Genomic DNA, 23,089 nt, shown 5'->3' on the forward strand with positions numbered 1-23,089 from the left:
TCAATATTGTGTTTACCCAGAAATAACGCCGCAAGTTAGCAATTTTTCATCTATTGGAGGAGCAACATGAATTAACTATCAAAGAAATCAGTAAAAAACTTGATTTATCTTCTAGTGTCGTAAAAAATATATTGAATGAAATGGAGAATGAATTTGATGACTTTTGCTTTTCTGGATTCAAATTATTGTCAAAAAACAAGATCAACCAGAATCTGCCAACTGATTTAAACTATGATTATTATTATTCCTATCTTATCCAGCAGAGCCTCCCTTATCGCGCAATCAAATCTTCTCTTTTCTATCCAGAGAAAAATCTGATGGAATTCTGCCAAGAAAATTTCATTAGTCGTGCTTCTGCTATGCGGCATCTGCAGTCATTAGCCGATTATGTACAGGAATTCGATGTCATTTTTAATCGCAGCCAATTATCTTTCAAAGGAGACGAACGCTTGATTCGCTTGATATTATTCAATATTCTTTGGGCAGCTTCTCGTGGAAATGAAGATTATGCTTTTTACGTCTCAAAATCTGAGTTATTAAAAAAATTGGCTGAACTTACTAAGCATACATCTTTAAATTGGAGTTTCGTAGGAAAAAAAGAAGTTTGTCTTTTTGCTGGGATTACCACTCAGCGGATTGCACAAGGTCACTATGTAGAGGATGACCCTCGCTATAGCGAAGCAGTTTTTAGTAATGATCATCGAATAAAATACCTTTTTGGTGAACATTTTTCTATTCCCTCCTCTCATCAAGATAGTGAATTTCGTTTTGCACAATTTATGGTGTTTTATGCACCGACCTTTCAATATGAGAATCCTACTCTTAATGATTCTTTAGACATATTCGACAAAAAAGGACAGTTGCTTTCTTCATTATTGAAAGAACTTGACAATTATTGGCAAACTGAGATTTTTCCTGATGACCGTGTTTTTCAACACAATCAAATTGTTCACCTTCATTTATTTAATATTCTTTTTTGTTATTATCTTTTTCCAAAGCGTATTCCGACACTCTTCTTTCTAATGAATTATTTTCATAAAAAGAAGTCTTCAAGTTATTACTATTTAAAAGAGCATTTTACCTTCTTCTTGAATAAGATGGGGCGGCGACATAATTATCAATGGCTTTCTATTTGCTGCAACGATTTAGCTGAAATATTTGCATGGCTGACTTTGCAATGTTGCGAGGACAATGAAAATTCAACTAAGTTACAAGTTTCTTTAGTGATGGAAACGAATTATTTTTTTACCCAAGATATCAAGAATTTTTTAAAAGACTTGTCCTTTATCGAACTGAAGGAATTATCCTATGAAGAAATACAACCCATTGATTTTCTGATTGTCTCTTCTATACATCTTATGCCCAAAGAAACGGATAGAAGTTATTATGTAGTGAATTTTTTGGAAGGAAAGACAGATTATGTCAAGTTGTACCTTGAATTGAAAAAAGCTCATGAAAATAAGAAGTTTCACTTGCTTTTAAAAAAAACTGAAAGAAAAAAGCTGCCGTCAATTAAACCACAACTGTTCGTATAATTGGATTGCAAAAAAGGGCTGCGACAAAAGTCTGTCACAATCCCTTTTCCCGAATAAACGGTGTTCCATTAGCTGGCCCTCGGTATTAGCTCAACAAACGGCACAATATGAGGAACTATTTTTCCGTTTGTTTCTCTAATACACAGGTCAAAACGCTGTTTTCACAACCTCTTCCTTAAACGGTGCTCAAAAGCTTGCATCTGCGGTAATAAGCCCAACCAAACAAAAAATATGACGAACTATTTTTGTTTGGCTGTTCTTATTACTTGATGCAGAACAGCTTTTTCGCAACCTCTTTTTTACTGTATACATCATAAAGATGGAGCGATTTAGCATAAAGATGATTAGTCGTTAGGACATCAATCCATCGTATTTTTTTGTTCAACAACTACAATATCTTTATTTGGACGTTTGAATTGTATTCCGGCACGTTCCAGCTCCTGTTTCACTCCTATATGGACTTTGACATCTTCCCGTGTCATTTTTAAAACGTGATGAATCGCATAGTCGATTTCTTGCCTTGTGATTTTTTCTTCGTATTGATCATCACAACTTGCTTTTTGTCATATGTGTCCACTAGCAGCAACTGTGTCCGATCTAACGAAAATAATTTGTAATAATTAATGGCCGTATTCCCAAAAAAGAATTCTACTACTTTAGGATAAAATGTCTTAATATTTAAATTACTATTCACAGGTGTTTCGATTAGCTTCATCTCATTCCTCTTTTCTATATAGTCGATTTAGATTCAATCCCATATATTCCCCGTTGTTCCCAACATTAAGGAATCGGTTACAATTAAACCTTTAAAAACAAAAGGATTTACCTTTTATCACTTAATAGTATAACATAATTTTATGAGAAAAAAATACACTTTTTTCTTGACCTTCTCGTTACGTAAAGGATTATGCTTACATTTGTCAGGAGGAAAAATAATGGAATACACGATAAAGAAAATGTCAGAGATATCAGGAGTCAGTCCGAGAACCTTGCGCTTTTATGATGAGATTGGACTGCTAAAGCCAGCTAGGATCAATTCCTCAGGTTATCGGATTTATGGCAAAAAAGAAGTCGATCGTCTGCAACATATCTTATTTTATCGAATGTTGGCATTCAAGTTGGAGGATATTCAAGAAATCTTAGATAATCCGCATTTTGACCACCAGAAAGCTTTAATCGAACATCAGCAGATGCTTCTAGAAAAACGGGCACAAATCGACATCCTCTTGGCAACTGTCCAACAAACACTTGATAGATACGAAGGAGGAAGAAAAATGAGTGATAAAGAAAAATTTGAAGGGTTCAAACAACAAAAATTGAAAGAAAATGAAGAAACTTATGGACAAGAGATTCGACAAAAATACGGGGAAGAAAAGGTTACAGCATCCAACGAAAAATGGATGAATATGGATAAAGAAACGTATGAAGAAATGCAAACTGTTGAAAAGCAGATTTTAGCTGATCTCACTCTTTATTTACAAGCTCCTACAGATGAAAACTTAGCAGATCGCATCTTTCAAGCTCATAAGAAGTGGTTATCTTACAGCTGGTCTGAATATCAGCCGGAAGCGCATAAAGGATTAGGGATGATGTACGAAGCCGATGAACGATTCACTGCATATTATGACGAACGAAGTGGTCATGGTGCAGCAAAAGCATTAAATGAAATCATCCAAAAAAAGGCATAACAGTTTACATGATCCGACAAAAACGACCGAACAACAAAACATCAGACACCAAAGTTAGATTTTTTATACTAACATTTGGTGTCTGATTCATTTTTTACAAGTGTTTTGCCAAAATTCAGCGCTGAATAAACGTGTAAGGTATTTTCACTTTATCCTTTTTTTCTGTAAGAAACAATTGAAAAGCCATTTCTCCGCAAGCTTCCAGATGGTGATCAATCGTTGGAAAGCCAAGAAGCTCGCTGATCAGCAAATTATCGCGTCCAATCACCACTGGTACCTTATCTTGCAGATAGCTTTGCAAGATGCCTGCTGCGACCATATCCGAATTTGTAAAGACCCCATCAACTCTATGGTCTTTAAAAAAGATACCTGCTTGTTTTCCTTTCTCTGCATCTATGCAATCCCAAAAAACAAGTGACTCATCAAAAAACGGAAAAAGTCGACGACATAGTTGCAAAGTAATCTTTGAATTATAACTCAGCCTGCCACTTCGCCCCAATGTGATGCCCAATCGTTTTACCCCTTGCTGCTTCAAATAAGAAAGACCTTCTGTAATCGATTGTTCTCGATCAATAAAGACGCAACTTGCCTGTTTTTCCTTGATTTCTTCACAAAAAACTAGAGGACCATATTTTTGATAATCTAGCAAATCTTCTAGTGTATTGGCACGAGATGTGATGATCAATCCATCAAACGCTTTAGCTGCAAATTCTTCAAGATAGCTTCGCTCTTTTTCTTTCTGATAACCCGTCGGTAAAAGCGTCACTTTGTAATCATAGTCAAACGCCTCTTCAATGATCCCACTGATCAGCTGATCAAAGTACGGATGGTTGGTATAAGGCAAGATTACTCCGATACTTTTCGTTTTTCCATAACTCAACTGTCTGGCTTTTGCATTAGGGATATAATCGACTTCTTTCATGACCGCAAGTATTTCTTTCCTTTTTTCCTCATCTACATATGGATGTCCATTGATCACACGTGAAATAGTAGAAACTGAATAACCTGTGAGCTTTGCGATATCTCGAATATTTGCCACTGCTGCTTCACCACCTATACAAAAAGATTTTCTTGTAAATAGTCTACCACAGCTGGACCGCATTCAAAAAACTGATACATTTTTCCATCATGAGAAAAACTGATCCGCTGTCCACCCCAATATATATCTTTTGTCCACGTTTCGATTTCATTCATCGGTATTTCTTTTACTATATTCTTATTCAGCCCTTGAAAACTGTACAACGTTAATATGGATCCCTTAAACTCGACAAACGCATAAAAATATTTGTTCGTTGTGCCATCTGTTATCTCTACATAGGTATTCATTGCAAGCCCTCCTTTTGATACTTTGAGTATAGTGTATGAAACGCGTCTCATATCAAGGAGTTTGTTTTGCAATAGAAAAATTCTATTCCTCTGGTTCACCTAAATTTGGATCTAAGCGGTTTGCTGCTAAAATAAATGGTGCCCAGATTAAAGCAGCTACTATTAAATTAACGATTGTTAAAACGATGGCTCGCCAATCTCCCGCAGTAGCTAAAAATCCACTGATAATCGTTGGCATGACCCAAATCACATTTACTACAACCGGACGAACAAGCCCGGCCATCGTGGCAAAATAGGCGATCGTTGCAGTCGCAAGAGGTGCCAAGATGAACGGAATCATCAACAGCGGATTCAACACAACAGGAAGACCAAACATCACTGGTTCATTGATATTGAAGATTCCTGGTGCAATCCCTAACTTTCCTACCGTTTTATAATCTGCCCGTTTAGATAAAAATAAAATCATAACTATCAACACCAGCGTGACTCCAGCTCCTCCCGGCCAGACAAAAGCTTCAAAAGAACCTGCCACCCATTTGAAAGGGATGGGCTCATTATTTTGAAAGGCATTCGTGTTTTCGACCATCGCGGTACCATATAAGGTCTGCAAAACAGGTGACATGATATTTGTGCCGTGAAGACCAAAAAACCAAAGAACATGCACAAGAAGAACAATGATAAAGACCGCTCCATAACCTTGTGACAAGTTCATCAAAGGAGATTGTATGGCTTCAGAAATCCAGTCAATCAGCGGCTCACCAGCTGTTTGTCTAAAGATATAATTAATCACACCAACGACGTATAAAGAAACTAATGCAGGAATAATCGCCGCAAAAGCTCTTGCTACAGCAGGTGGCACAGCATCCGGCATCCGTATGATGATCTTTTTCTTGATCAGAATCGCAAAAATAATGACAGAAATAAATCCAAAGATCATAGCAGTGAACAAACCAGACCCACCCATATATTTACCAAAATTAAAATAGCCCCATGCGCCTACTGATAACGTTTGTCCTCCGTCTGGCGTTCCAGCAATCACACCACCTGCAGAAGTAATCAAATCTGCTGCGTCTTGCGAAAGCTTCTCGGGCAATGTCAACACCGCTGTTGCTGCATCGGGTAAGCCAATAATAAAAGCAACCAGAGAAACAATACTTCCTGAGACAGGATCGACCTCATAGGCTTTCGCTAGATTCGCTCCTAGTGATAAGGCAAAGACCACTGCCATAATAGCTAAAGTACCATTCCAGATCAATCCATTTACGCCAATGACTGGGGTAAAAAATGTCGTGATCGCATTCCCTTCACCTAGATACGTATTCGGAAAATCCCGCATAAATGCGTTCAGTAAAACAGCAATTGCTCCTGCCATCGTAGCTGGCATCGTACCAATAAAAGCATCCCTCAATGCAACCAAGTGTTTCTCCGACCCGATTTTCGTTGCAACTGGCAAAATATACTTCTCCATCCAACTCATTAATCCATTCATTTTTTCTCCTCCTGTTTTTATTGTTACCGAAGCCCCGTTTTGAATACGCATACATTATAATGATATTATAAATATAGCATAGTTATTCCTATCTGGCTATCTGTTTTTAGCAGATAAAATAAATAACTATGCAAATTCAAAAAATATGCATGATCCTTTATAAATAGTATAGTTTCCAACTACTCGCAAAAGCAAATGATACCCTTTACATAACGATTATTATGAATGGATATACAAAAAAAGTAGAAAAGGAAATATTTTGCTTCCTTTTCTACTTTTTTATCTATCTTCCTCAAATAATGGGCTACGCTAGATAAGCAAGGTGCTTTTCTTACATCATACCGCCCATCATTGATGGATCCATTGCAGGAGCTGCTGGTGCTGCTGGTTCTGGTTTATCTGCAACGACTGCTTCTGTTGTTAATAACAAGGCAGAAACGGAAGCGGCATTTTGCAAGGCAGAACGTGTTACTTTAGTTGGGTCTACGATACCTGCTTCAACCATGTTTACCCATTCTCCAGTAGCAGCGTTGAATCCAGTACCTAGTTCTACGTTCTTCAATTTATCAACAATCACTGATCCTTCATAACCAGCGTTTTCAGCGATTTGACGAATTGGTTCTTCCAAGGCACGAACAACAATCTTGATACCTGTTGCCACGTCTCCTTCTGCTTCTACAGCAGAAACTTTGCTGATAACATTCACTAGAGCTGTACCACCGCCTGAGACCATTCCTTCTTCTACTGCGGCACGTGTAGCATTCAATGCATCTTCAATACGTAATTTCAATTCTTTTAATTCTGTTTCAGTAGCTGCACCGACTTTAACAACAGCTACACCGCCTGCTAATTTAGCTAAGCGTTCTTGTAATTTTTCGCGATCAAAATCAGAAGTTGTTTCAGCAATTTGGTTTTTGATTAATTGCACACGCGCTTCGATGGCTTCTTTTTCTCCTGAACCTTCTACGATCGTTGTATTGTCTTTATCTACAACAACTTTAGACGCATTTCCTAAGTTTTCGATTGTTGCATCTTTTAATTCTAGACCTAGATCGTCAGTAATTACTGTACCACCTGTCAAAATAGCGATATCTTCAAGCATTGCTTTACGACGATCACCGAAGCCAGGAGCTTTTACAGCTACTACATTGAATGTTCCGCGGATCTTGTTCAAAACAAGCGTTGGTAATGCTTCGCCATCTACATCGTCAGCAATGATCAATAATGGACGTGATTGTTGCAAGATTTGTTCTAACAATGGCAGAATGTCTTGGATGTTAGAGATTTTTTTGTCTGTAATCAAGATATATGGGTTTTCTAGAACAGCTTCCATTTTGTCGTTATCTGTTACCATATATTGTGATAAGTAACCACGATCAAATTGCATACCTTCTACAACATCTAGTTCTGTTTCGATTCCTTTTGATTCTTCAATTGTGATGACACCGTCGTTTCCAACTTTTTCCATTGCATCAGCAATCAAATGTCCAACTTTATCAGAACCTGAAGAAACAGCTGCTACTTGTGCAATGGCTTCTTTTGAATCAACAACAGTTGAGATATTATGCAACTCTTCCACTGCGGCTTTTGTTGCCAATTCGATCCCGCGGCGAATGCCTAGAGGATTAGCACCTGCAGTTACATTTTTTAAACCTTCGCGAACGATTGCTTGTGTCAAAACAGTTGCTGTCGTTGTTCCGTCACCGGCAATATCATTTGTTTTTGATGCTACTTCTGATACAAGTTTTGCACCCATGTTTTCAAAATGATCTTCTAACTCGATTTCTTTTGCGATCGTCACACCATCATTTGTGATCAATGGAGAGCCGTAAGATTTTTCTAGTACGACATTTCGGCCTTTAGGTCCTAATGTTACTTTCACTGTATCTGCTAATTTATCTACCCCGCGTAACATAGCTGCGCGTGCGTCTTCTGCAAATTTCAATTCTTTTGCCATGATTGATTCACCTCATCGATTATTTTTGATTATTTTTTCTATCTTCAAAATTTACTCAACAATCGCCATGATATCTTTTCCTGCGACGATCAGATATTCTTTTCCTTCGTATTTTACTTCTGTACCGGCGTATTTTTCGAACATAACTTGGTCGCCTGCTTTCACAGCGGCAGGAACTTTTTCACCGTTTTCCAACAAACGGCCCTCACCAACTGCAACAACTGTCCCAGTTTGGGGTTTCTCTTTAGCTGCAGAAGCTAAAACGATTCCTCCGACAGTTTTTTCTTCTTCTTTTGCGACTTCGATAATGACGCGATCACCTAATGGTTTTAACATGATAAATCCCTCCGATAACTCTTTTTTTAATCCGTTAGCACTCTTAACCTTCGAGTGCTAACCTACATTTTTAATAATACTCATTCTCCCTCTTTTTTGCAAGCTTTTAAATCAAAGAAAAGAAATTTTATTCTGACAGTTGTTTATTGAAATTATGATATAATTAAAATCAACCGATAAAAGCTTGCCTTGCATGCTTGTTATCCCTTAAAGGAGGAATTACATGTCTTTAAAAAAATATAGTTTCCTCAGCATTTTTTGCTATGGTCTAATTTTTATCTCACCCTTGATCTTAGCTTCGATAGGACTTGTAAAATCTACGTCTGAATTGATCACAGCAACTGCAGTCATGTATATACTAGGCGCAGTTATCCTAGCTATTTTTTATTTTAAGCAACGTGAACCGTTAGCAATCGAATCAGCAGTAAAAAAAGCTTCTGTTCCAAAGATCGTTATTTATGGATTAGTTGGAATCTTTGTCGCATTGATTCTGCAAAGCATCGCTGTAATGTTGGAATCTATATTGTTTGGCGAAGCAACCCCTTCTGAGAATACACAAAATATCATCCAGATGATCATGGAAGCACCTGCTTTTATTTTGGCGACAACTGTTGCCGGACCAATCATGGAAGAATTCGTATTCCGCCGCAGCATACTAGGGATCATCAGTCGGTATTCAAATTTTTGGGTTGGGGCAGTGGTCAGCTCTTTGCTGTTTGCGTTTGCTCATAATGACGGTCATTTGCTAATTTACTTTTTCTTAGGTTTCTTCTTCAGCCTAGAGTACAAAGCGACTGGTCGGATCTGGACATCGATGATCACACACGTAGGAATGAACACATTAGTTGTTCTTGTTCAATTAGCTGTCCAAAAAGGACTGGTATAAACATGATTAGAAATACTCCTGTCATCCTAGATTGGTGATTTTTCCAATCTAAAGCGACAGGAGTATTTTTGTTTTTTTAGTCGATAATCTTTTCTGCTGTTCCATCATTTTTTGTCTGTCTTTCCTTTTTGAAGTTTGCAGAATCTATTTTTTTCAAAAATGGGAAATAAATGAAAAAACTAATTGCCAGCACGATACCTTGTAAAATCGCTGCAGGCACTCCGCCTACTAAAAAACCCGAGAGGATCGGCGGTGTTGTCCAAGGAACTTGGACCGCTGTAAATAAAGGAACGAATCCAAAATATAAAGCGGAATAGGTAATCAATCCTGAGAGGATCGGCGCGAAAATAAAAGGAGCAGCCATCATCGGGTTCATCACGATCGGTGTGGAAAAAATAATCGATTCATTGATATTGAAAAAGGCTGGTAAAAGTGAAAGTTTTCCTAATTCTCGGTATTTCCTGGATTTCGCAAAAAACGTCATAAAAAATACAGCCCCTAACGTCAAACCTGCTCCGGTAACAGTCATGAATTGATCAAGAAATTGCTGAGTAACGATATGCCCGCCATTTGCCACAGTCAATTCTTTTCCAGAGGCTAAGATTTCTGCATTTGCTAATGAGTTTGCTTGTAAGATCGGACTAACCAACCCATTGACCATCGCAGATCCATGAAGACCAAATAGCCATAAAAACGGGACAAAAAAACCTAATAAAAGCACACCGACTAACGTGTCTATCAACGATTGGATCGGAAGTTGGACGTACGTCCATATTCCTTGAATGACAGTCATCCCGAACAACTGTTGAAAAACCGCTGAACCTATAAGCGTAAAAGTGACTATAGCAAGTATTGGAATCAATGAAGTAAAAGACTGCCAAACATTTTCAGGAATCTTCCCATTTTGCCTCCACCCTTTCGCAAATCTTGCTAAACGTGCATAGCCCCATCCAATGAGGAGCCCAGTAGCAACTGCTCCTAGTATCCCTTCACCGCCTGTCCAAATATTATCTATCTCTACCTGAACATTAAGTGGCTGAATAAGTAGTAGGTAAGCAGACAAGGCTGTCATCCCGACTGGCAAGCGATCGATGTTTTCTTCTTTTGCATAAGCATACGCAATAGCAAAAACGATCCAAAAGGCTATCACGTCAAATGTAGCCTGGTATACTTGTGTAAAATACATAGAAAATCCTGTTTTATCTATCCACCGAGCGATGTAATCTACAGGAAAATGAGCAAATAAGAAAAACAGTGAGCCAACTATAATTATCGGGATCGTATAAGTCATTCCATTACGTAAAGCAGTTAAGGGTCTAAGATTCACAACAGATGTTACCATTGGTAAAAAGGCACGATCTAACCACTCTTTCATTTCTTATCTCCTTCATCTTCTATTTGATCAACTAGTTTTCTTAATTTAACTATACCCAATGATCACGAACCATGAAAGGAATGCGCACTAAGCTTTTCAAAAAACGGACGCTTTGACGAATATCCAGTAACCTCTTACAATGGACAGGAATAAAAAAGGAGGTTTTTTTATGAAAATCGCAATCATTGGCGCTACTGGTCATGCAGGTTCATTTATTTTAGACGAAGCATTATCCAGAGATTTAGATGTGACGGCAATTGTGCGTCATCCAGAAAAATTACCATCAGATGTTCCGTTTATACAAAAGGATTTATTTGAGTTGACAGCTACTGACCTTGCATCTTTTGATGTTGTCGTTGATGCTTTCAACGCTCCTAAAGGAAAAGAAGAAATGCATCAAACTTCTTTGTCCCATTTGATTGAGATACTTGAAGGAACCGATACACGCTTAATTGTCGTTGGGGGTGCCTCTTCGTTATTCTTAGATACAGAAAAGACGACTCGTATGATTGACCAAGTACCTAAAAATGCACCCTTCTATCCAACAGCTTTCAATATGTACGAAGGATTGTTAAAATTGAAACAATCTAAAAATCTACAGTGGACTTATATCAGTCCAGCTTCTTTATTTGATCCACACGGCAAGCGTACAGGCACTTATTTATTAAGTGATGATTATTTAAAAAGAAACGCTGCTGGCGACAGTACGATCAGCATGGCAGATTACGCGATTGCATTAGTAGATGAGATACTGGATAAACAACATGAAAAACAGCACATCAGTGTAGTCAGCCGATAATACGATTGTTTTGTCAATGATCTGAAAAAATAAAAACAGAAGATAAAACCAACACTGATTGATTTTATCTTCTGTTTTTATTTTTTATTGACTACACTGTTTAAATCGAAAATAGCTCAGTTGCTTCATCTGGATCTGTATCATAGATTTCAAAATCATGTCCAACACCAAAATCTTTTTCTTTCAAAACATTTTCCATCGTTAAATGAGCAAGTTCTTTCATATTGTTTTCCTTGCTAAGATGACCAAGATAGATTCGTTTGGTCCGATTACCGATCACATCAGTCATGACAAGTGCACCATCTTCGTTGGAAAGATGCCCTCTATCTCCTAAAATACGCTGTTTTAGATTCCACGGATAAGGTCCCATGCGTAACATCTCAAGATCATGGTTACTTTCCATCAAATAACCATCGGCATTTTCAATGACACCTCGCATGTAATCACTGCAGTATCCGGTATCCGTCAACATGACGAATGAATGGTTTTCTTTATGGAAACGATAAAATTGCGGAGCTGCTGCGTCATGGGAGACGCCGAAACTCTCAATATCGATATCGCCGAATGTTCTTACTTTTCCCATCTCAAATAGATGTTTTTGTTCCACTGGTACATTCCCAATCAGTGGCTCCATCGCTTCCCAAGTCTGCTGATTGGCAAAAACATCCAAATGATACTTACGAGCTAAGACACCTACACCATGTATATGGTCTCGATGTTCATGCGTCACAAGTATTCCATCTAATTGGTCCGGTGTCCGATCAATTTGAGCCATCAAGGAAGTGATTTTTTTACCGCTAAGTCCTGCATCGACCAAAAGCCGTTTTTTTTCACTTTCGATATAAAGTGAATTACCCGAACTTCCACTTGCTAGGATACTGATTTTAAAAGCTGGTTTTTCTTCAGCCATTTGACTCCTACTTCCCTTCTTACTTTGTAAACTTTTTTCATTATACTCGCTTTTTTATTGATCTTCCACTTTTGGTACAGTGTTGTTTGTCACGATCGTATTGCTGAAAGCGTTGACGCTCTCGATTTGAACCACTTTATCACTTGTTTCAATCGCTACATGCCAAACAGGAACATACACATTTTTTTCCCGGACTTTTAGAATACAGGAATAAGCTAGTTGACGCCATAAGATTTTTGATCCTCTTGGTATTTTGTTATTGATGTACAATGTATTGATTGCTTCCTCTTCTGTATAGAGTTCCGTCTTTTCACGCAGCTGTTCGATATCAGATAAATGCGTCTGCATGTATTTCGTGATACTATAATCGTTATCGTTTTTTTCTAAAGAAAGAACGATTTTTGCTGTATCATCATTGAACGGAATACCTTCATACTCTTGGCTTGCTTGGATTTCTAGTGGTTCTTCTTCTAAATGAGAAAAGTTTTTCGTATACACATACTCATTACCGAACAAAATATTGTCTTTGTTAGCTAAAAAATCTTCCAAAGAACTGCTGATCTTATCTGGATCAATCACGTTCTTTTCAGCTTCTGAGCTGGATAAGGATTTTGTCAAAACATCGCCGTCTAAAAACACGCCACTTTCCAACAATCCGCTTTTACCAGCCTTGCGATAATTTGCTAATGAAGTGCTAAGATTGGTCTGTTCCGCGCTAAGATAATAGCCTTGCTTGCTCTCAGAAGAAATCTTCCCCGTATAAGTGATATCGTCACTAGCCAGACGTTTTTGGATTGATTCAGTCTGATCAGAACGAATAACATTGTTTTCTTGGTATACCGCATCATGATAACTGCTGAATAAAAACACATTCAACCCTAAAAAAGCGACGAAAAATATCCATTCGATTTTTTTAAAATCCAATTAATTCGCCTCCAATCCAGGTAATTTTTCCAGAAGGTCGTTAGCTGAATACCAGTTATCTTTATATTTCACATACCATTCAGGTAAGAGATCAACGACGCGATTCGTTTCTTTAACATTTTGCCATGTATAGCCAACGATTACTGAACCAATCTTGTTGCTATCTGCTCCCTTAGCTTCCAGCTGCTGGATGATTTCATTCGTACTTGCAAGTTCTACTTCTTCATCTGAAGGTATCGGTACTTGAATCGTATTCAAACTGGTTTGGATATTCACTTGCACCGAACCGTTCGTTTCACCGCCAACTTCCACACCAATTTGTCCTCTGCTATCCGTCCCAAAAACCGGGAAGCCTTCCACGAAGATCCGGTAATCGATGGTATTGTCACTGCGGTCAAAATATCTGAGATTCCCTAAAGAACTGCCTAATTTGCTAATATAGGGAAAACTTTCAGAAAATACACTAGCATTTTCTTTTTTCTCTGGCAGCTCTCCTCGAAAATCAACTACTTGCGTTTCCGAATGGATAGACATCGTTTCATTCCCACCGTAAAAAATCAATTCATTGCTTTCATCATTATTCTTCACGCTATCTGGTTTCTGGAAAAAAGCATTTCTAAAAAGTGTATAGGGTTGCTGCGAAAGGATATAGCTATACTTTTTCAACTTGATTGAATGTTTCGTAGCATATTGGGTGTCGATCGTCGACGGTTCTGTTGACATTTCTGTCCATTTCGTGTCGTTTGCTGTTAATTCTTTGTTGATATCCTCCCAATTCAATGAAATATTCGCTTCATATACAAGGTGGTTCGAATAATTCAAAAATCGGATTTTTTTGTTTCCTTGATCGAATTGTATTCTAGTAAAATACATATTTTCGCTTTCTTTTGCCAAATTCGAGACGTCTACATCTAAATCAAATGCTTCCTTATATTCTCTTAGCAAAAAAGGCGCATTATAGGCCAACTCGAAACCAGATGACAGATTTTTCACTTGTTCGAATTGTGATTCATCTCCCGAAACGACTTCAGAAAGCTTCCCGAATCTTGCTTTATCGATGATCAATTGCAATCGGTACACGAGATTTTCACTGTTGGTTTCTTGAATCATTCCCGAATGGTGCCATGTGACATGAAGCGGAAGAAAAACTTCAGAAGTTTTCCGATTGCTTTGAGACTCGATCATTTGAGTGTTTGTCTCATCGACGCTGATTGAACTTTTCCCTGCCGGACTCAGCCAGATGGCATAAGAGAAATATAAACTTAATGCAACCATCAAAATAAGTCCTACGCGAACGACTTTTTCAGAAATTCTCATTCCCACCATTCCTCCTCATAAGGTTCGTATGGCAGCGAGATATAAAAAGTCGATCCTTTTCCTTCCTTGCTCTCTGCCCAAATAGCGCCTCGGTGCGCCTTGATTACTTCTCTAGAAATAGCTAATCCAAGTCCTGTCCCACCTTGTGCTCTTGCACGTGCTTTATCTACTCGATAAAATCGTTCGAACACACGGTTCAGATCTTTTTTAGGAATCCCCAATCCTTGGTCGGTAATACTTAAAATCACGTTATTATGCGTTTCTAATAAGCGACAAGTGATTGTTCCCCCATCTGGTGAATACTTGATCGCGTTATTCATGATATTATCGACTACTTGGATGATTTTATCTGTATCTACTTCGACCCAAAGATCTCTTTGCGTGAATTCACGACGGATCTTATAATTTTTTTCTTGGTTTCCCACCATCATATCAAAACGGTCAAGAACAAAATTCACTAACTCGTTAAAATTGACATACTCTAATTGAAGCTGGGTATTTCCTGTATCCATGCGAGATAGATTCAGGAGATCATTGATCATTCGAATCATCCGATCTGTTTCATCCAATGTTACTTTCAAAAAATTTGGCGCTACTTCTTCATCTTTCCATGCACCTTCGCTCAATGCTTCGATATAACTGCGCATGCTTGTCAGTGGTGTACGAAGCTCATGGGAAACATTAGAAACGAATTCACGGCGTTCCCGTTCTGTTTTTTCTTGTTCTGTCACATCATGCAAGACAGCTACTAATCCGCTGATAAAACCTGATTCACGACGGATCATGGAAAAGTCTACTCGTAAGATCATCTGATCGCTCTCCAATGTACTGGTTGAACGGTCAAGTACCATTTCGTTTGGATCTTCTAATAATTTACGCAAGGTATATTCTTCTTCGATATCCAAAAGTGTCAAAATCGATTGTCCAATTGCTTCCTCATTTTTGACATCTAGCAAGGAAACAGCCATATCATTAATTGTAATGACTTTCCCCCTGCGATCTGTCGCGATGACGCCGTCTGTCATATGAGACAGCACACTATCCAACCGATTGCGTTCAGCCTCCATTGTATCTTGAGCTTCTTCGATACGTTCAGCTAACTGATTGAAGGTATCAGCCAACTGCCCTAGTTCATCTTGTCCATGCACTTTGACTTTCCGGCTGTAGTCTCCTCTAGCGATTCGAATGGCTTGTTCTCTCATTTCACCGATTGGCTGAGTAATCGAACGAGCCACTAAAACGGAGACGATCATTGAAATAAACGCAGCAATCAGTGAGGCAGTAAAGAAAATGACTGCTGTATTATTGATTTCCGAATATTTTTGTTCGATATTACTTTTGACGTAAAGAGCCCCGATAACGGCATCGCCGGTCGGGGACAGGATCGGTTGAACATTGATATTCACCCGTTTATCGTCGTTATCTAAAGCAACATACCGTTTAGTTGTGAAATCATTGATATCGACATAATCATTTTTCTTTCCCACAGCGCTTTGTTCATTGACATCGGTTGTTCCTCGGATGATCCCTTTTTCGTCAACGACCCGTATTTCGATGATATCGCTAGTCGCACTGTTTTCAATAAATCTCTTGATATTCGCATTTACCTCTTCATCATCTGCATTATCTTTTCGATTCAATTCCGGACTGATTGTTGTTGCTAATGATTCCACCGTTTGATTCATATCTTTAATAAATGTATTGATCGTGGAACGTTCTAAACCACGTATAAAGTAGGCACCAATAATTTCGATCGAGATCAATAAAATCAGAATAAAGGTAATAGCGATCTTAAAATTGACTGATCGAAAAAAGCGGACTTTTCTTTTCATCCAATTACTCCTGTTCTGGGTTACGCAAATAGTAACCGACACCACGACGTGTCACTAAATAATTTGGATGGCTTGGATTATCTTCGATCTTTTCACGTAAACGACGTACAGTTACATCCACTGTTCGTACATCTCCAAAATAATCATAACCCCAAACCGTTTGTAATAAATGTTCTCTTGTCATCACTTGTCCAAGGTGCTTCGCCAAGTAAAAGAGTAGTTCGAATTCGCGATGTGTTAACTCGATTGTTTCTCCTCGTTTCGTCACCATGTAAGCTTCTGGATGGATCGTCAAATCACCAATCGTCAATTCAGCAGGTGCTGCCTCTTCTGGTTCCTTCGCAGCCGTGGCACCACGACGAAGATTTGCTTTGACACGTGCAACTAATTCTCGGTTGGAAAATGGCTTGGTCACGTAATCATCGGCGCCTAACTCTAAGCCTAGGACTTTATCAATTTCAGAATCTTTGGCTGTTACCATAATGATCGGCATATCATAAGTTTTGCGTACCTCACGAGCCACTTCTAAGCCGTCCATTTTAGGTAGCATCAAATCAAGTAAAATCAAATCAGGTTCTACCTCAGCAACTTTTTCCAAGGCTTCTTCCCCATCATATGCAGTATAAACATCATAGCCTTCTTTGGCTAAATTGAATTTGACGATATCCGAAATCGGCTTCTCATCATCGACAACTAAAACTTTTTTCATAAAGAGCCACCTCTTATATATTATTGTCACACCTTTTCATTATACCGTATTTCTGGTTTTGTTTCATCTTTGCCTATAAAACAAAAGAGAAAATTAACATGGGCGTGCAAAATACTTTCTTTTTTTGTTCTAACTTCAATAAAAAAAGGAAAACACTGATTTTCACCTCACTGTTTTCCTTTTTTGATTTATCCTTCTAAAACTTGTACGCCGACACCTAATAATCCCGGACCAGTATGGACTACTAATGCCGGAGAAATTTGACCAAAGTAGATTTGGTTTGCTTGCGGGAACTCTCTTTTGAGCCTCGCTTCCATTTCAATCGCTTCTTCTTTCGCATCACCGTGGGCAACGGCTAAGTTAAAAACCTTGGCATTGCCGATTTTTTCTTTGACGTAAGCAACCGTCTTATCCAAACTTTTTTTACGTCCTCTAGCTTTTCCTACTGTGTAATAGATTCCTTCATCATTACAGGAGATGATTGGGTTAAGCTTTAAAGCGGTTCCTAAAATAGAAGCAACCAAACCAATCCGTCCACCTTTTTGGAGATATTCCAATGTCGCAACATTAAAGAAAACTTTTGTTCTTTCGACTAATTCATTCAAATTACTGATCAGCTGATTCCACTCGACACCGTCTTCTAACCATTTCGCTGCTTGTATTGCAGAAAAACCCGCACCAATACCGATATTTTTCGTATCTAGTACATACGCTTCCAATTCTTCTTGCTGTTCTGCAATCAAACGAACTACGTTATACGTCCCGCTCAATCCGCTGGAAATCGTTACCGCAAGTACTTTTTCATAACCATCTTTTTTGATTTGCTCAAAGATTTCTGCGATCGACTCGCCGTCAGGCAAAGATGTACCTGGAATTTTCTCTGGCAAGCGTTGATAGATTTCTTCAGGTGTAATATCTATTTTATCTGTATATACCTGATCTTTATAAATAATTTTCAAAGGAATCATGTACATCTCATATTTTTTTATCAATTCTTCTGGCACGTCCGTACCAGAATCTACTAAAATCGCGATTTTATCATTTTTCATTTGTTTTCTCCTCTTTTAAGTATTCGGATTCTAGAACAATCGTTTTTTCCGCAAGAAGTTTCATTGCAAACGATAAAGTTGCTGCTCTTACAGCAATATATTCTACAGGGGTCGCTTGGTCGAATTTTTTGGGATGGGATTTGCCTTGTGCTAATTGGCTGACCATCCATACAGCTGCTTCTTGTTCATCACAGAATAGATTATAAGCTTCACGAATCCCCACTGTTTTTCCTTGGAACAATATTCCTTCTTTGATTTCAGGAATAGTCAATACTTGTTTCAATGTAGTGATTGCAAGTAAAAATGCTACATGTTCTTTGTTGTATCTTTTTTTAACTGGTGCTGGTATCAATCCCAGTTTAACGTAGTTGTTTACCATAGAGGAGGTCAGCAATGGATGCTTTTCTCCTTGTATCACAGGTGAAAGATAACGATCAACTAACGTTCTGACTTGATCCATATAAAGTTCTAGGTCGGGGAGCTCTTCCCAGTGAGGCAGACGGAATGTTTCCAGTTCTTTTCCCCACTCCATTAATTGCTGACGCATTTTTTCCATCGTAACCGCTCCTTTTTCATTTCATTAACATGATACCAGAGTTATAATAAACATTCAATCTAGTTGTTTTAACTAGATGATTTAATTAATGGAATTTTATAAAAGCAAAAAAACAAGAAGGCCAAGCCTTCTTGTCTTTTATCGTTAAGAACAGGAGACCCGCCGGGGAGACGGCGGGAAAGGAGTAAAAAATGAAAAAAGTGTTAGGGTTTGTTCTCTTGCAAGAACTTTGTTTGTTGGTATGCTTATATAGTAACGAGCAAATGTGAATAATCTATGAATGATTTCCTATAAGGAAGTAAAGATTTTTCTGATTTTCTTTAAATGTAGTCTTGCATTTTAAAATTCTTAGTGCTACTATTATTAAGTACTTTTTGTATGGGCCGTTAGCTCAGTTGGTAGAGCAGCTGACTCTTAATCAGCGGGTCGCGGGTTCGAGCCCCTCACGGCCCATTGGGTGCCAAACCCACGAGAATGGTAGTTTGTCGGCGTCTTCGGACGTTTCGAAGATGAACTGCGCATTCTCTTTTTTTATAGACAAAAAAGAGACAGACGAATATGGAGCTTCCAAAACTGGATTTTTGATCCAATTTTGGAAGCTCCATTTATTTTGTTTCCGCCTTTTTTATTTTTTCCAGCTTTCGACTAATTCTTGGTTCTCTTTGATCCAGTCTTTTGCTGCTTGCTGTGGATCTTTTCCATTGTTGATTTCCAACATGACTTTTTCCATATCTTTTTCTGACCAATGGAAATTGTCTAATACTTTATAAGCTTCTGGCTGGTCTTCTTTCAATCCTTTTCGAACCATCGTATGGATCTGCTCTTCGCTTCCCATTCCGTTTTCAGGATCTTCCAAGTATTTCAGATCATATTTGGCAAACATCCAATGAGGTGTCCATCCTGTAACTACAATTGGTTCGTGTTTTTTGATTGCTTGTCCTAGTGCAACGGTCATTGCTCCTGAAGAAGATGTCTCGACTTTCCAGTCTTTCAAGTTGTCATATTTTTTGATTGTGTTTTCAGCAGCCGTAACTACCCCAGCTCCTGGCTCAATTCCTATAATTTTCTTACCTGCCTGATCGGTTAACTCATCGATCGAATTTACATCCATGTAGGCTGGTACTGCTAAACCGACTTTTGCTCCTGTCAAATTGGCACCTAGGTCTTCGACTTGATCTTTATATTGTGCATACTGTGAACCGTGAGTTTTAGGTAGCCAAGCTGAAACCATGGCATCTGACTCGCCATTTGAAACAGATTTCCACATGATTGAATTATCTAGCGGTGTCATCGTTACATCATAGCCCATTTGTTTCAATACTTCACCGACTACATTTGTTGAAGCAACTTCTGTATCCCATTCGACATAAGACAAGTTGATACGTTTTGTTTCTTTGGCAGAAGAAAAACTTCCTATACCAATCGCACCTAAGATCACTACTACTACAGCACCAATGATCAATCCTTGACGTTTTTTACTTTTTTGTGTTGCAGCTCCTGCAACTTTCTTATTGTTTGGCTGATTCAAATGCTGCGTAAAACGGTCAATGATGATTGCTAAGATAACTAATGCAACCCCGTTGACAAATCCATTCCCGACTTGTGCTCTTTGTAAAGCGGACAATACTCCTCGTCCTAAGCCGGGTGCACCGATCATAGAGGCAATAACGACCATTGAAAGTGACAGCATCGTTGTTTGATTGATCCCTGCCATGATCGTACTTTTAGCTAAAGGCAATTCTAGTTTGAATAGTTTTTGACGACTTGTGCTCCCGAATGAATCAGAAGCTTCTACCAACTCTTTCGGTACTTGTCGAATCCCTAAATTCGTAAAGCGAACGGTTGGTGGCAAAGCAAAGATGACTGAGGCAAATACCCCTGGCACCATCCCGATACCGAAAAATGCAACTGCTGGAATCAAATAAACGAATCCTGGCATCGTCTGCATAAAGTCAAGGATCGGCTTGATGATGCTTTGAGCTTTACTGCTTTTTGCCATCAAGATCCCTAACGGTACACCTATGATGATTGAGATCACACTAGATAAAAGAACAAGTGTGACAGTATTCATCAAGTCATTCCATAGACCTTGGTTATAAATAAACCATAGACCAATCAACGTGAACAACGTAAGTCCTGGACGTTTCTTAGAGATAAAGAAAGCTGCTATCGTCAATAACAAGATAAACAAAGGCGCTGGAATCACTAACAGTAAATTTGTAATCCCCGTCATCACTGCCTGTCCGATCGTTTGTAAAAATGAAAATAGGCCAGAAAAAGTTGTCGTAAACCATTCTGTGATATTTTCTACCCAGTTTGCCACTGGTAATTGATAGTTTAATAGATTATTCATGTTCACTCACCTCGCTTGTTTCTGCTAATGCTTCAATCACACTACCTCGGATGACGACACCTTTTAATTTTCCATCCTCTACAACTGCAAGCGGAGTCGGTGAATCATAAATAATATTGAAAATATCACTTACAACCATGTCTTTTCCGATCACCGTCACATTTTCATCTAAGAAGTCGATCAATGGACGTTTTTGCTTCCTAGCTTCTAACGCCTGATCTGCAGTAATGATTCCTTTCAGGTGTCTCTTTCGGTCAACAGCCATCAGCATGCTGACTTCTTCATTACGCATCCTTGTCAATGCGACATTTGGTCCATCAGATTCGATATTCGTCGTCAATGCAGGTACCATGATGTTTTGAGCAGTAAGCACTTTGGAACGATCGACTTCTTCCACAAATTCACGTACGTAATCATTTGCTGGATTGGTCAATATTTCTTCACCTGTTCCGATCTGCATGATTTCGCCGTCTTTCATTAACGCGATTCTGTCCCCGATCCGTAAAGCTTCATTCAAATCATGGGTAATGAAAATAATCGTTTTTTGAACATTGGCTTGCAAGTCCAGTAATTCGTCTTGCATTTCTCGTCGGATCAGCGGATCAAGAGCCGAGAACGCTTCGTCCATCAGCAAGATCTCAGGATCGTTCGCTAAAGCTCTGGCTAAGCCGACCCGTTGCTGCATCCCACCAGATAACTGATTAGGATATTGGTCTTTAAATGAAAGCAGACTAGAATTTTCTAATGCTTTTTCTGCTTTTTCTTGTCGTTCTTCTTTAGGTATACCACGGACTTCTAACCCGTATTCTGTATTTTCCAAGATCGTTCGGTGTGGAAACAGACCGAAGTTTTGGAAAACCATATTGATTTTATGACGACGGACTTCTCGCAATTCTTCTTTACTTAACTTCGATACATCTTCTCCATCAATATAGATACTGCCCGAAGTTGGTTCGATCAGACGATTCAATAGACGGATCAATGTGGATTTCCCACTCCCGGAAAGCCCCATGATCACGAAGATTTCTCCTTCTTTTACGTCAAAATTCACGTCATACACACCAACCGTCGCACCGGTTTTCTTTAAAATCTCCGTTTTCGGCTGGTGATCATTCATCATATCTAAAGCGGCTTGTGTCTTTTTACCAAATATCTTTGTTAAATGTTTTACTTCTACTTTTACCAAACAAATTCTCCTTTTTTATGTAAATTCATTTTTCTTTCTGAAAAAAGTGACCACACTATGTTAACATCATGTAGTCACTTTGTCAAAAATGAAAGAAATTTGCTTGTCTAAACAGAAAAAAACTTGGTTAAATCTTTATAAATAAAAGGTTTAGCCAAGTTAATATTTTTATAATATTTCACACAATCATTCTGCAAGCTGATGTTCCGGGTAAAAAAAGTTTGTCATACGCTGTAGCGTATACTCATTTCCAATAAAATGAACGATATCCCCTGCCGTAAATTTAGCATAAGGTCCAGGTGAAACAAGTAGTTCTTCGTTATGAGAAATTGCGATAACTGTAGCACCAGTCGCCTGCCAGATATTCAACTCGCTAATCGAACGGTCCAGATGCATTGCTTTTTCTGATAAAGACAATTCAAACGGAAGTAAAGGGTTCATCTTATGTATTCGCTTCGTTTGATTGACCAGCTGATCCAATAATTGAGAAAAATGATTCAGCTCATCTTGTTGCTTCTCCACACTCGCCATGATTTCTGCTTTTGTATCTTGGATAGATTGTACATCTTGATACTGCAATAGGAAATCTTTTGCTTTTTCTTTCGAGGCAACAAATGCCCCACTCCCATGCCGTACTTCCATGATCCCAAGATCTACCAGCACATTGATAGCCTTTCGGGTGGTCTCAGGAGAAGCATTGTACGTACTGGCAAGCGTTGAGCGAGCATGGATCTTCTCACCCACTTTATATCGGTTTTCAACGATACGTTCGGCTAAATCAACAGCAATCTGCTGATAGCGCGGGCGGACGATTTTTTTCTTTCCAGACATTTTCTTTCCTCTTTCTTTTTTTACTTTCCCT

The 23,089-nt window shown here is 38.6% G+C and carries 20 protein-coding genes, 1 tRNA gene and 1 pseudogene; 5 read left to right on the top strand and 17 right to left on the bottom strand.

Annotated elements, in window-relative coordinates; all coding sequences use genetic code 11:
- The first annotated feature begins 41 nt into the window (after nucleotides 1–41).
- On the top strand, nucleotides 42–1,535 hold the full coding sequence (locus FTX43_RS02530; RefSeq protein ID WP_396015387.1) for a helix-turn-helix domain-containing protein: 1,494 nt from the start codon (nucleotides 42–44) through the stop codon (nucleotides 1,533–1,535).
- A 359-nt stretch (nucleotides 1,536–1,894) separates the two neighbouring features.
- Here FTX43_RS02530 and FTX43_RS02535 read toward each other — a convergent pair.
- Nucleotides 1,895–2,250, bottom strand: a pseudogene (locus FTX43_RS02535) (DUF1827 family protein).
- A 220-nt stretch (nucleotides 2,251–2,470) separates the two neighbouring features.
- Between FTX43_RS02535 and FTX43_RS02540 the strand changes: the two are divergent.
- Nucleotides 2,471–3,223, top strand: coding sequence for a MerR family transcriptional regulator (locus FTX43_RS02540; protein ID WP_002345535.1), 753 nt, complete (start codon nucleotides 2,471–2,473; stop codon nucleotides 3,221–3,223).
- A gap of 115 nt (nucleotides 3,224–3,338) precedes the next feature.
- On the opposite strand, the gene FTX43_RS02545 is transcribed toward FTX43_RS02540, so the two are convergent.
- The 5 genes from FTX43_RS02545 to groES form a co-directional block, all read right to left on the bottom strand.
- A complete protein-coding gene (locus tag FTX43_RS02545) occupies nucleotides 3,339–4,262 on the bottom strand; it encodes a LacI family DNA-binding transcriptional regulator (RefSeq protein ID WP_002316811.1) in 924 nt (307 codons plus the stop codon).
- A gap of 14 nt (nucleotides 4,263–4,276) precedes the next feature.
- The gene (locus FTX43_RS02550) at nucleotides 4,277–4,549 is read right to left on the bottom strand and encodes a hypothetical protein (RefSeq protein ID WP_080491754.1); all 273 of its coding nucleotides are present in this window, start codon (nucleotides 4,547–4,549) and stop codon (nucleotides 4,277–4,279) included.
- A gap of 82 nt (nucleotides 4,550–4,631) precedes the next feature.
- The gene (locus FTX43_RS02555; protein ID WP_002314119.1) at nucleotides 4,632–6,038 is read right to left on the bottom strand and encodes a PTS sugar transporter subunit IIC; all 1,407 of its coding nucleotides are present in this window, start codon (nucleotides 6,036–6,038) and stop codon (nucleotides 4,632–4,634) included.
- A gap of 331 nt (nucleotides 6,039–6,369) precedes the next feature.
- Nucleotides 6,370–7,995 carry a chaperonin GroEL gene (gene groL, locus FTX43_RS02560; protein ID WP_002290607.1) on the bottom strand — a complete coding sequence of 542 codons (1,626 nt, stop codon included), beginning with the start codon at nucleotides 7,993–7,995 and terminating at the stop codon, nucleotides 6,370–6,372.
- A 51-nt stretch (nucleotides 7,996–8,046) separates the two neighbouring features.
- A complete protein-coding gene (gene groES, locus FTX43_RS02565) occupies nucleotides 8,047–8,331 on the bottom strand; it encodes a co-chaperone GroES (RefSeq protein WP_002288862.1) in 285 nt (94 codons plus the stop codon).
- A 223-nt stretch (nucleotides 8,332–8,554) separates the two neighbouring features.
- Here groES and FTX43_RS02570 point away from each other — a divergent pair, with 223 nt between their 5' ends.
- Nucleotides 8,555–9,217 carry a CPBP family intramembrane glutamic endopeptidase gene (locus FTX43_RS02570; protein WP_002310041.1) on the top strand — a complete coding sequence of 221 codons (663 nt, stop codon included), beginning with the start codon at nucleotides 8,555–8,557 and terminating at the stop codon, nucleotides 9,215–9,217.
- Nucleotides 9,218–9,293: 76 nt separating this feature from the next.
- Here FTX43_RS02570 and FTX43_RS02575 read toward each other — a convergent pair whose 3' ends face one another.
- Nucleotides 9,294–10,592, bottom strand: coding sequence for a PTS sugar transporter subunit IIC (locus FTX43_RS02575; protein ID WP_002314120.1), 1,299 nt, complete (start codon nucleotides 10,590–10,592; stop codon nucleotides 9,294–9,296).
- Between the two features lie 169 nt (nucleotides 10,593–10,761).
- Here FTX43_RS02575 and FTX43_RS02580 point away from each other — a divergent pair, with 169 nt between their 5' ends.
- A complete protein-coding gene (locus FTX43_RS02580) occupies nucleotides 10,762–11,391 on the top strand; it encodes an NAD(P)-dependent oxidoreductase (RefSeq protein ID WP_002310039.1) in 630 nt (209 codons plus the stop codon).
- A 100-nt stretch (nucleotides 11,392–11,491) separates the two neighbouring features.
- On the opposite strand, the gene FTX43_RS02585 is transcribed toward FTX43_RS02580, so the two are convergent.
- The 7 genes from FTX43_RS02585 to FTX43_RS02615 all read right to left on the bottom strand — a co-directional run bounded on the left by FTX43_RS02585 (nucleotide 11,492) and on the right by FTX43_RS02615 (nucleotide 18,688).
- Entirely contained in the window at nucleotides 11,492–12,301 is an 810-nt protein-coding gene (locus tag FTX43_RS02585; protein ID WP_073490565.1) for an MBL fold metallo-hydrolase, read from the bottom strand.
- Nucleotides 12,302–12,355: 54 nt separating this feature from the next.
- Complete coding sequence (locus tag FTX43_RS02590; protein WP_065772687.1) at nucleotides 12,356–13,225, bottom strand: two-component system regulatory protein YycI; 870 nt, start codon at nucleotides 13,223–13,225, stop codon at nucleotides 12,356–12,358.
- On the bottom strand, nucleotides 13,226–14,542 hold the full coding sequence (locus FTX43_RS02595) for a YycH family regulatory protein (RefSeq protein ID WP_002310035.1): 1,317 nt from the start codon (nucleotides 14,540–14,542) through the stop codon (nucleotides 13,226–13,228).
- Nucleotides 14,539–16,374 carry a cell wall metabolism sensor histidine kinase WalK gene (gene walK, locus FTX43_RS02600; protein ID WP_002310033.1) on the bottom strand — a complete coding sequence of 612 codons (1,836 nt, stop codon included), beginning with the start codon at nucleotides 16,372–16,374 and terminating at the stop codon, nucleotides 14,539–14,541. The genes FTX43_RS02595 and walK overlap by 4 nt, the downstream gene beginning before the upstream one ends.
- Nucleotides 16,375–16,378: 4 nt before the next feature.
- The gene (yycF, locus tag FTX43_RS02605; protein WP_002288850.1) at nucleotides 16,379–17,083 is read right to left on the bottom strand and encodes a response regulator YycF; all 705 of its coding nucleotides are present in this window, start codon (nucleotides 17,081–17,083) and stop codon (nucleotides 16,379–16,381) included.
- A 188-nt stretch (nucleotides 17,084–17,271) separates the two neighbouring features.
- Nucleotides 17,272–18,132 (bottom strand): DegV family protein, encoded by an 861-nt coding sequence (locus tag FTX43_RS02610; RefSeq protein ID WP_073490564.1) that lies wholly within the window; start codon nucleotides 18,130–18,132, stop codon nucleotides 17,272–17,274.
- The gene (locus FTX43_RS02615; protein ID WP_002310031.1) at nucleotides 18,122–18,688 is read right to left on the bottom strand and encodes a DUF1836 domain-containing protein; all 567 of its coding nucleotides are present in this window, start codon (nucleotides 18,686–18,688) and stop codon (nucleotides 18,122–18,124) included. The genes FTX43_RS02610 and FTX43_RS02615 overlap by 11 nt, the downstream gene beginning before the upstream one ends.
- A gap of 380 nt (nucleotides 18,689–19,068) precedes the next feature.
- Between FTX43_RS02615 and FTX43_RS02620 the strand changes: the two genes are divergently transcribed.
- A tRNA-Lys gene (locus FTX43_RS02620) sits at nucleotides 19,069–19,141 on the top strand.
- A 172-nt stretch (nucleotides 19,142–19,313) separates the two neighbouring features.
- On the opposite strand, the gene FTX43_RS02625 is transcribed toward FTX43_RS02620, so the two are convergent.
- From FTX43_RS02625 to FTX43_RS02635, 3 genes are all read right to left on the bottom strand, one after another.
- Nucleotides 19,314–21,041, bottom strand: a complete 1,728-nt coding sequence (locus tag FTX43_RS02625; protein WP_002310030.1) for an ABC transporter permease/substrate binding protein — start codon at nucleotides 21,039–21,041, stop codon at nucleotides 19,314–19,316.
- Nucleotides 21,034–22,227, bottom strand: coding sequence for a glycine betaine/L-proline ABC transporter ATP-binding protein (locus FTX43_RS02630; RefSeq protein ID WP_002310029.1), 1,194 nt, complete (start codon nucleotides 22,225–22,227; stop codon nucleotides 21,034–21,036). Before FTX43_RS02630 ends, FTX43_RS02625 begins: the two co-directional genes overlap by 8 nt.
- A gap of 186 nt (nucleotides 22,228–22,413) precedes the next feature.
- Nucleotides 22,414–23,058, bottom strand: a complete 645-nt coding sequence (locus FTX43_RS02635) for a GntR family transcriptional regulator (RefSeq protein ID WP_002287801.1) — start codon at nucleotides 23,056–23,058, stop codon at nucleotides 22,414–22,416.
- Nucleotides 23,059–23,089: the final 31 nt, after the last annotated feature.

This window comes from Enterococcus sp. DA9 (genome assembly GCF_008000875.1).
Classification (GTDB): Bacteria; Bacillota; Bacilli; order Lactobacillales; family Enterococcaceae; genus Enterococcus_B; species Enterococcus_B lactis.

Coding starts and splice junctions, on each gene's coding strand:
- FTX43_RS02540 (WP_002345535.1), top strand. CDS start 2,471: ATGGAATACACGATAAAGAAAATGTCAGAGATATCAGGAGTCAGTCCG.
- FTX43_RS02550 (WP_080491754.1), bottom strand. CDS start 4,549: ATGAATACCTATGTAGAGATAACAGATGGCACAACGAACAAATATTTT.
- FTX43_RS02555 (WP_002314119.1), bottom strand. CDS start 6,038: ATGAATGGATTAATGAGTTGGATGGAGAAGTATATTTTGCCAGTTGCA.
- groL (WP_002290607.1), bottom strand. CDS start 7,995: ATGGCAAAAGAATTGAAATTTGCAGAAGACGCACGCGCAGCTATGTTA.
- groES (WP_002288862.1), bottom strand. CDS start 8,331: ATGTTAAAACCATTAGGTGATCGCGTCATTATCGAAGTCGCAAAAGAA.
- FTX43_RS02570 (WP_002310041.1), top strand. CDS start 8,555: ATGTCTTTAAAAAAATATAGTTTCCTCAGCATTTTTTGCTATGGTCTA.
- FTX43_RS02575 (WP_002314120.1), bottom strand. CDS start 10,592: ATGAAAGAGTGGTTAGATCGTGCCTTTTTACCAATGGTAACATCTGTT.
- FTX43_RS02580 (WP_002310039.1), top strand. CDS start 10,762: ATGAAAATCGCAATCATTGGCGCTACTGGTCATGCAGGTTCATTTATT.
- FTX43_RS02585 (WP_073490565.1), bottom strand. CDS start 12,301: ATGGCTGAAGAAAAACCAGCTTTTAAAATCAGTATCCTAGCAAGTGGA.
- FTX43_RS02595 (WP_002310035.1), bottom strand. CDS start 14,542: ATGAGAATTTCTGAAAAAGTCGTTCGCGTAGGACTTATTTTGATGGTT.
- walK (WP_002310033.1), bottom strand. CDS start 16,374: ATGAAAAGAAAAGTCCGCTTTTTTCGATCAGTCAATTTTAAGATCGCT.
- yycF (WP_002288850.1), bottom strand. CDS start 17,083: ATGAAAAAAGTTTTAGTTGTCGATGATGAGAAGCCGATTTCGGATATC.
- FTX43_RS02610 (WP_073490564.1), bottom strand. CDS start 18,132: ATGAAAAATGATAAAATCGCGATTTTAGTAGATTCTGGTACGGACGTG.
- FTX43_RS02615 (WP_002310031.1), bottom strand. CDS start 18,688: ATGGAAAAAATGCGTCAGCAATTAATGGAGTGGGGAAAAGAACTGGAA.
- FTX43_RS02625 (WP_002310030.1), bottom strand. CDS start 21,041: ATGAATAATCTATTAAACTATCAATTACCAGTGGCAAACTGGGTAGAA.
- FTX43_RS02635 (WP_002287801.1), bottom strand. CDS start 23,058: ATGTCTGGAAAGAAAAAAATCGTCCGCCCGCGCTATCAGCAGATTGCT.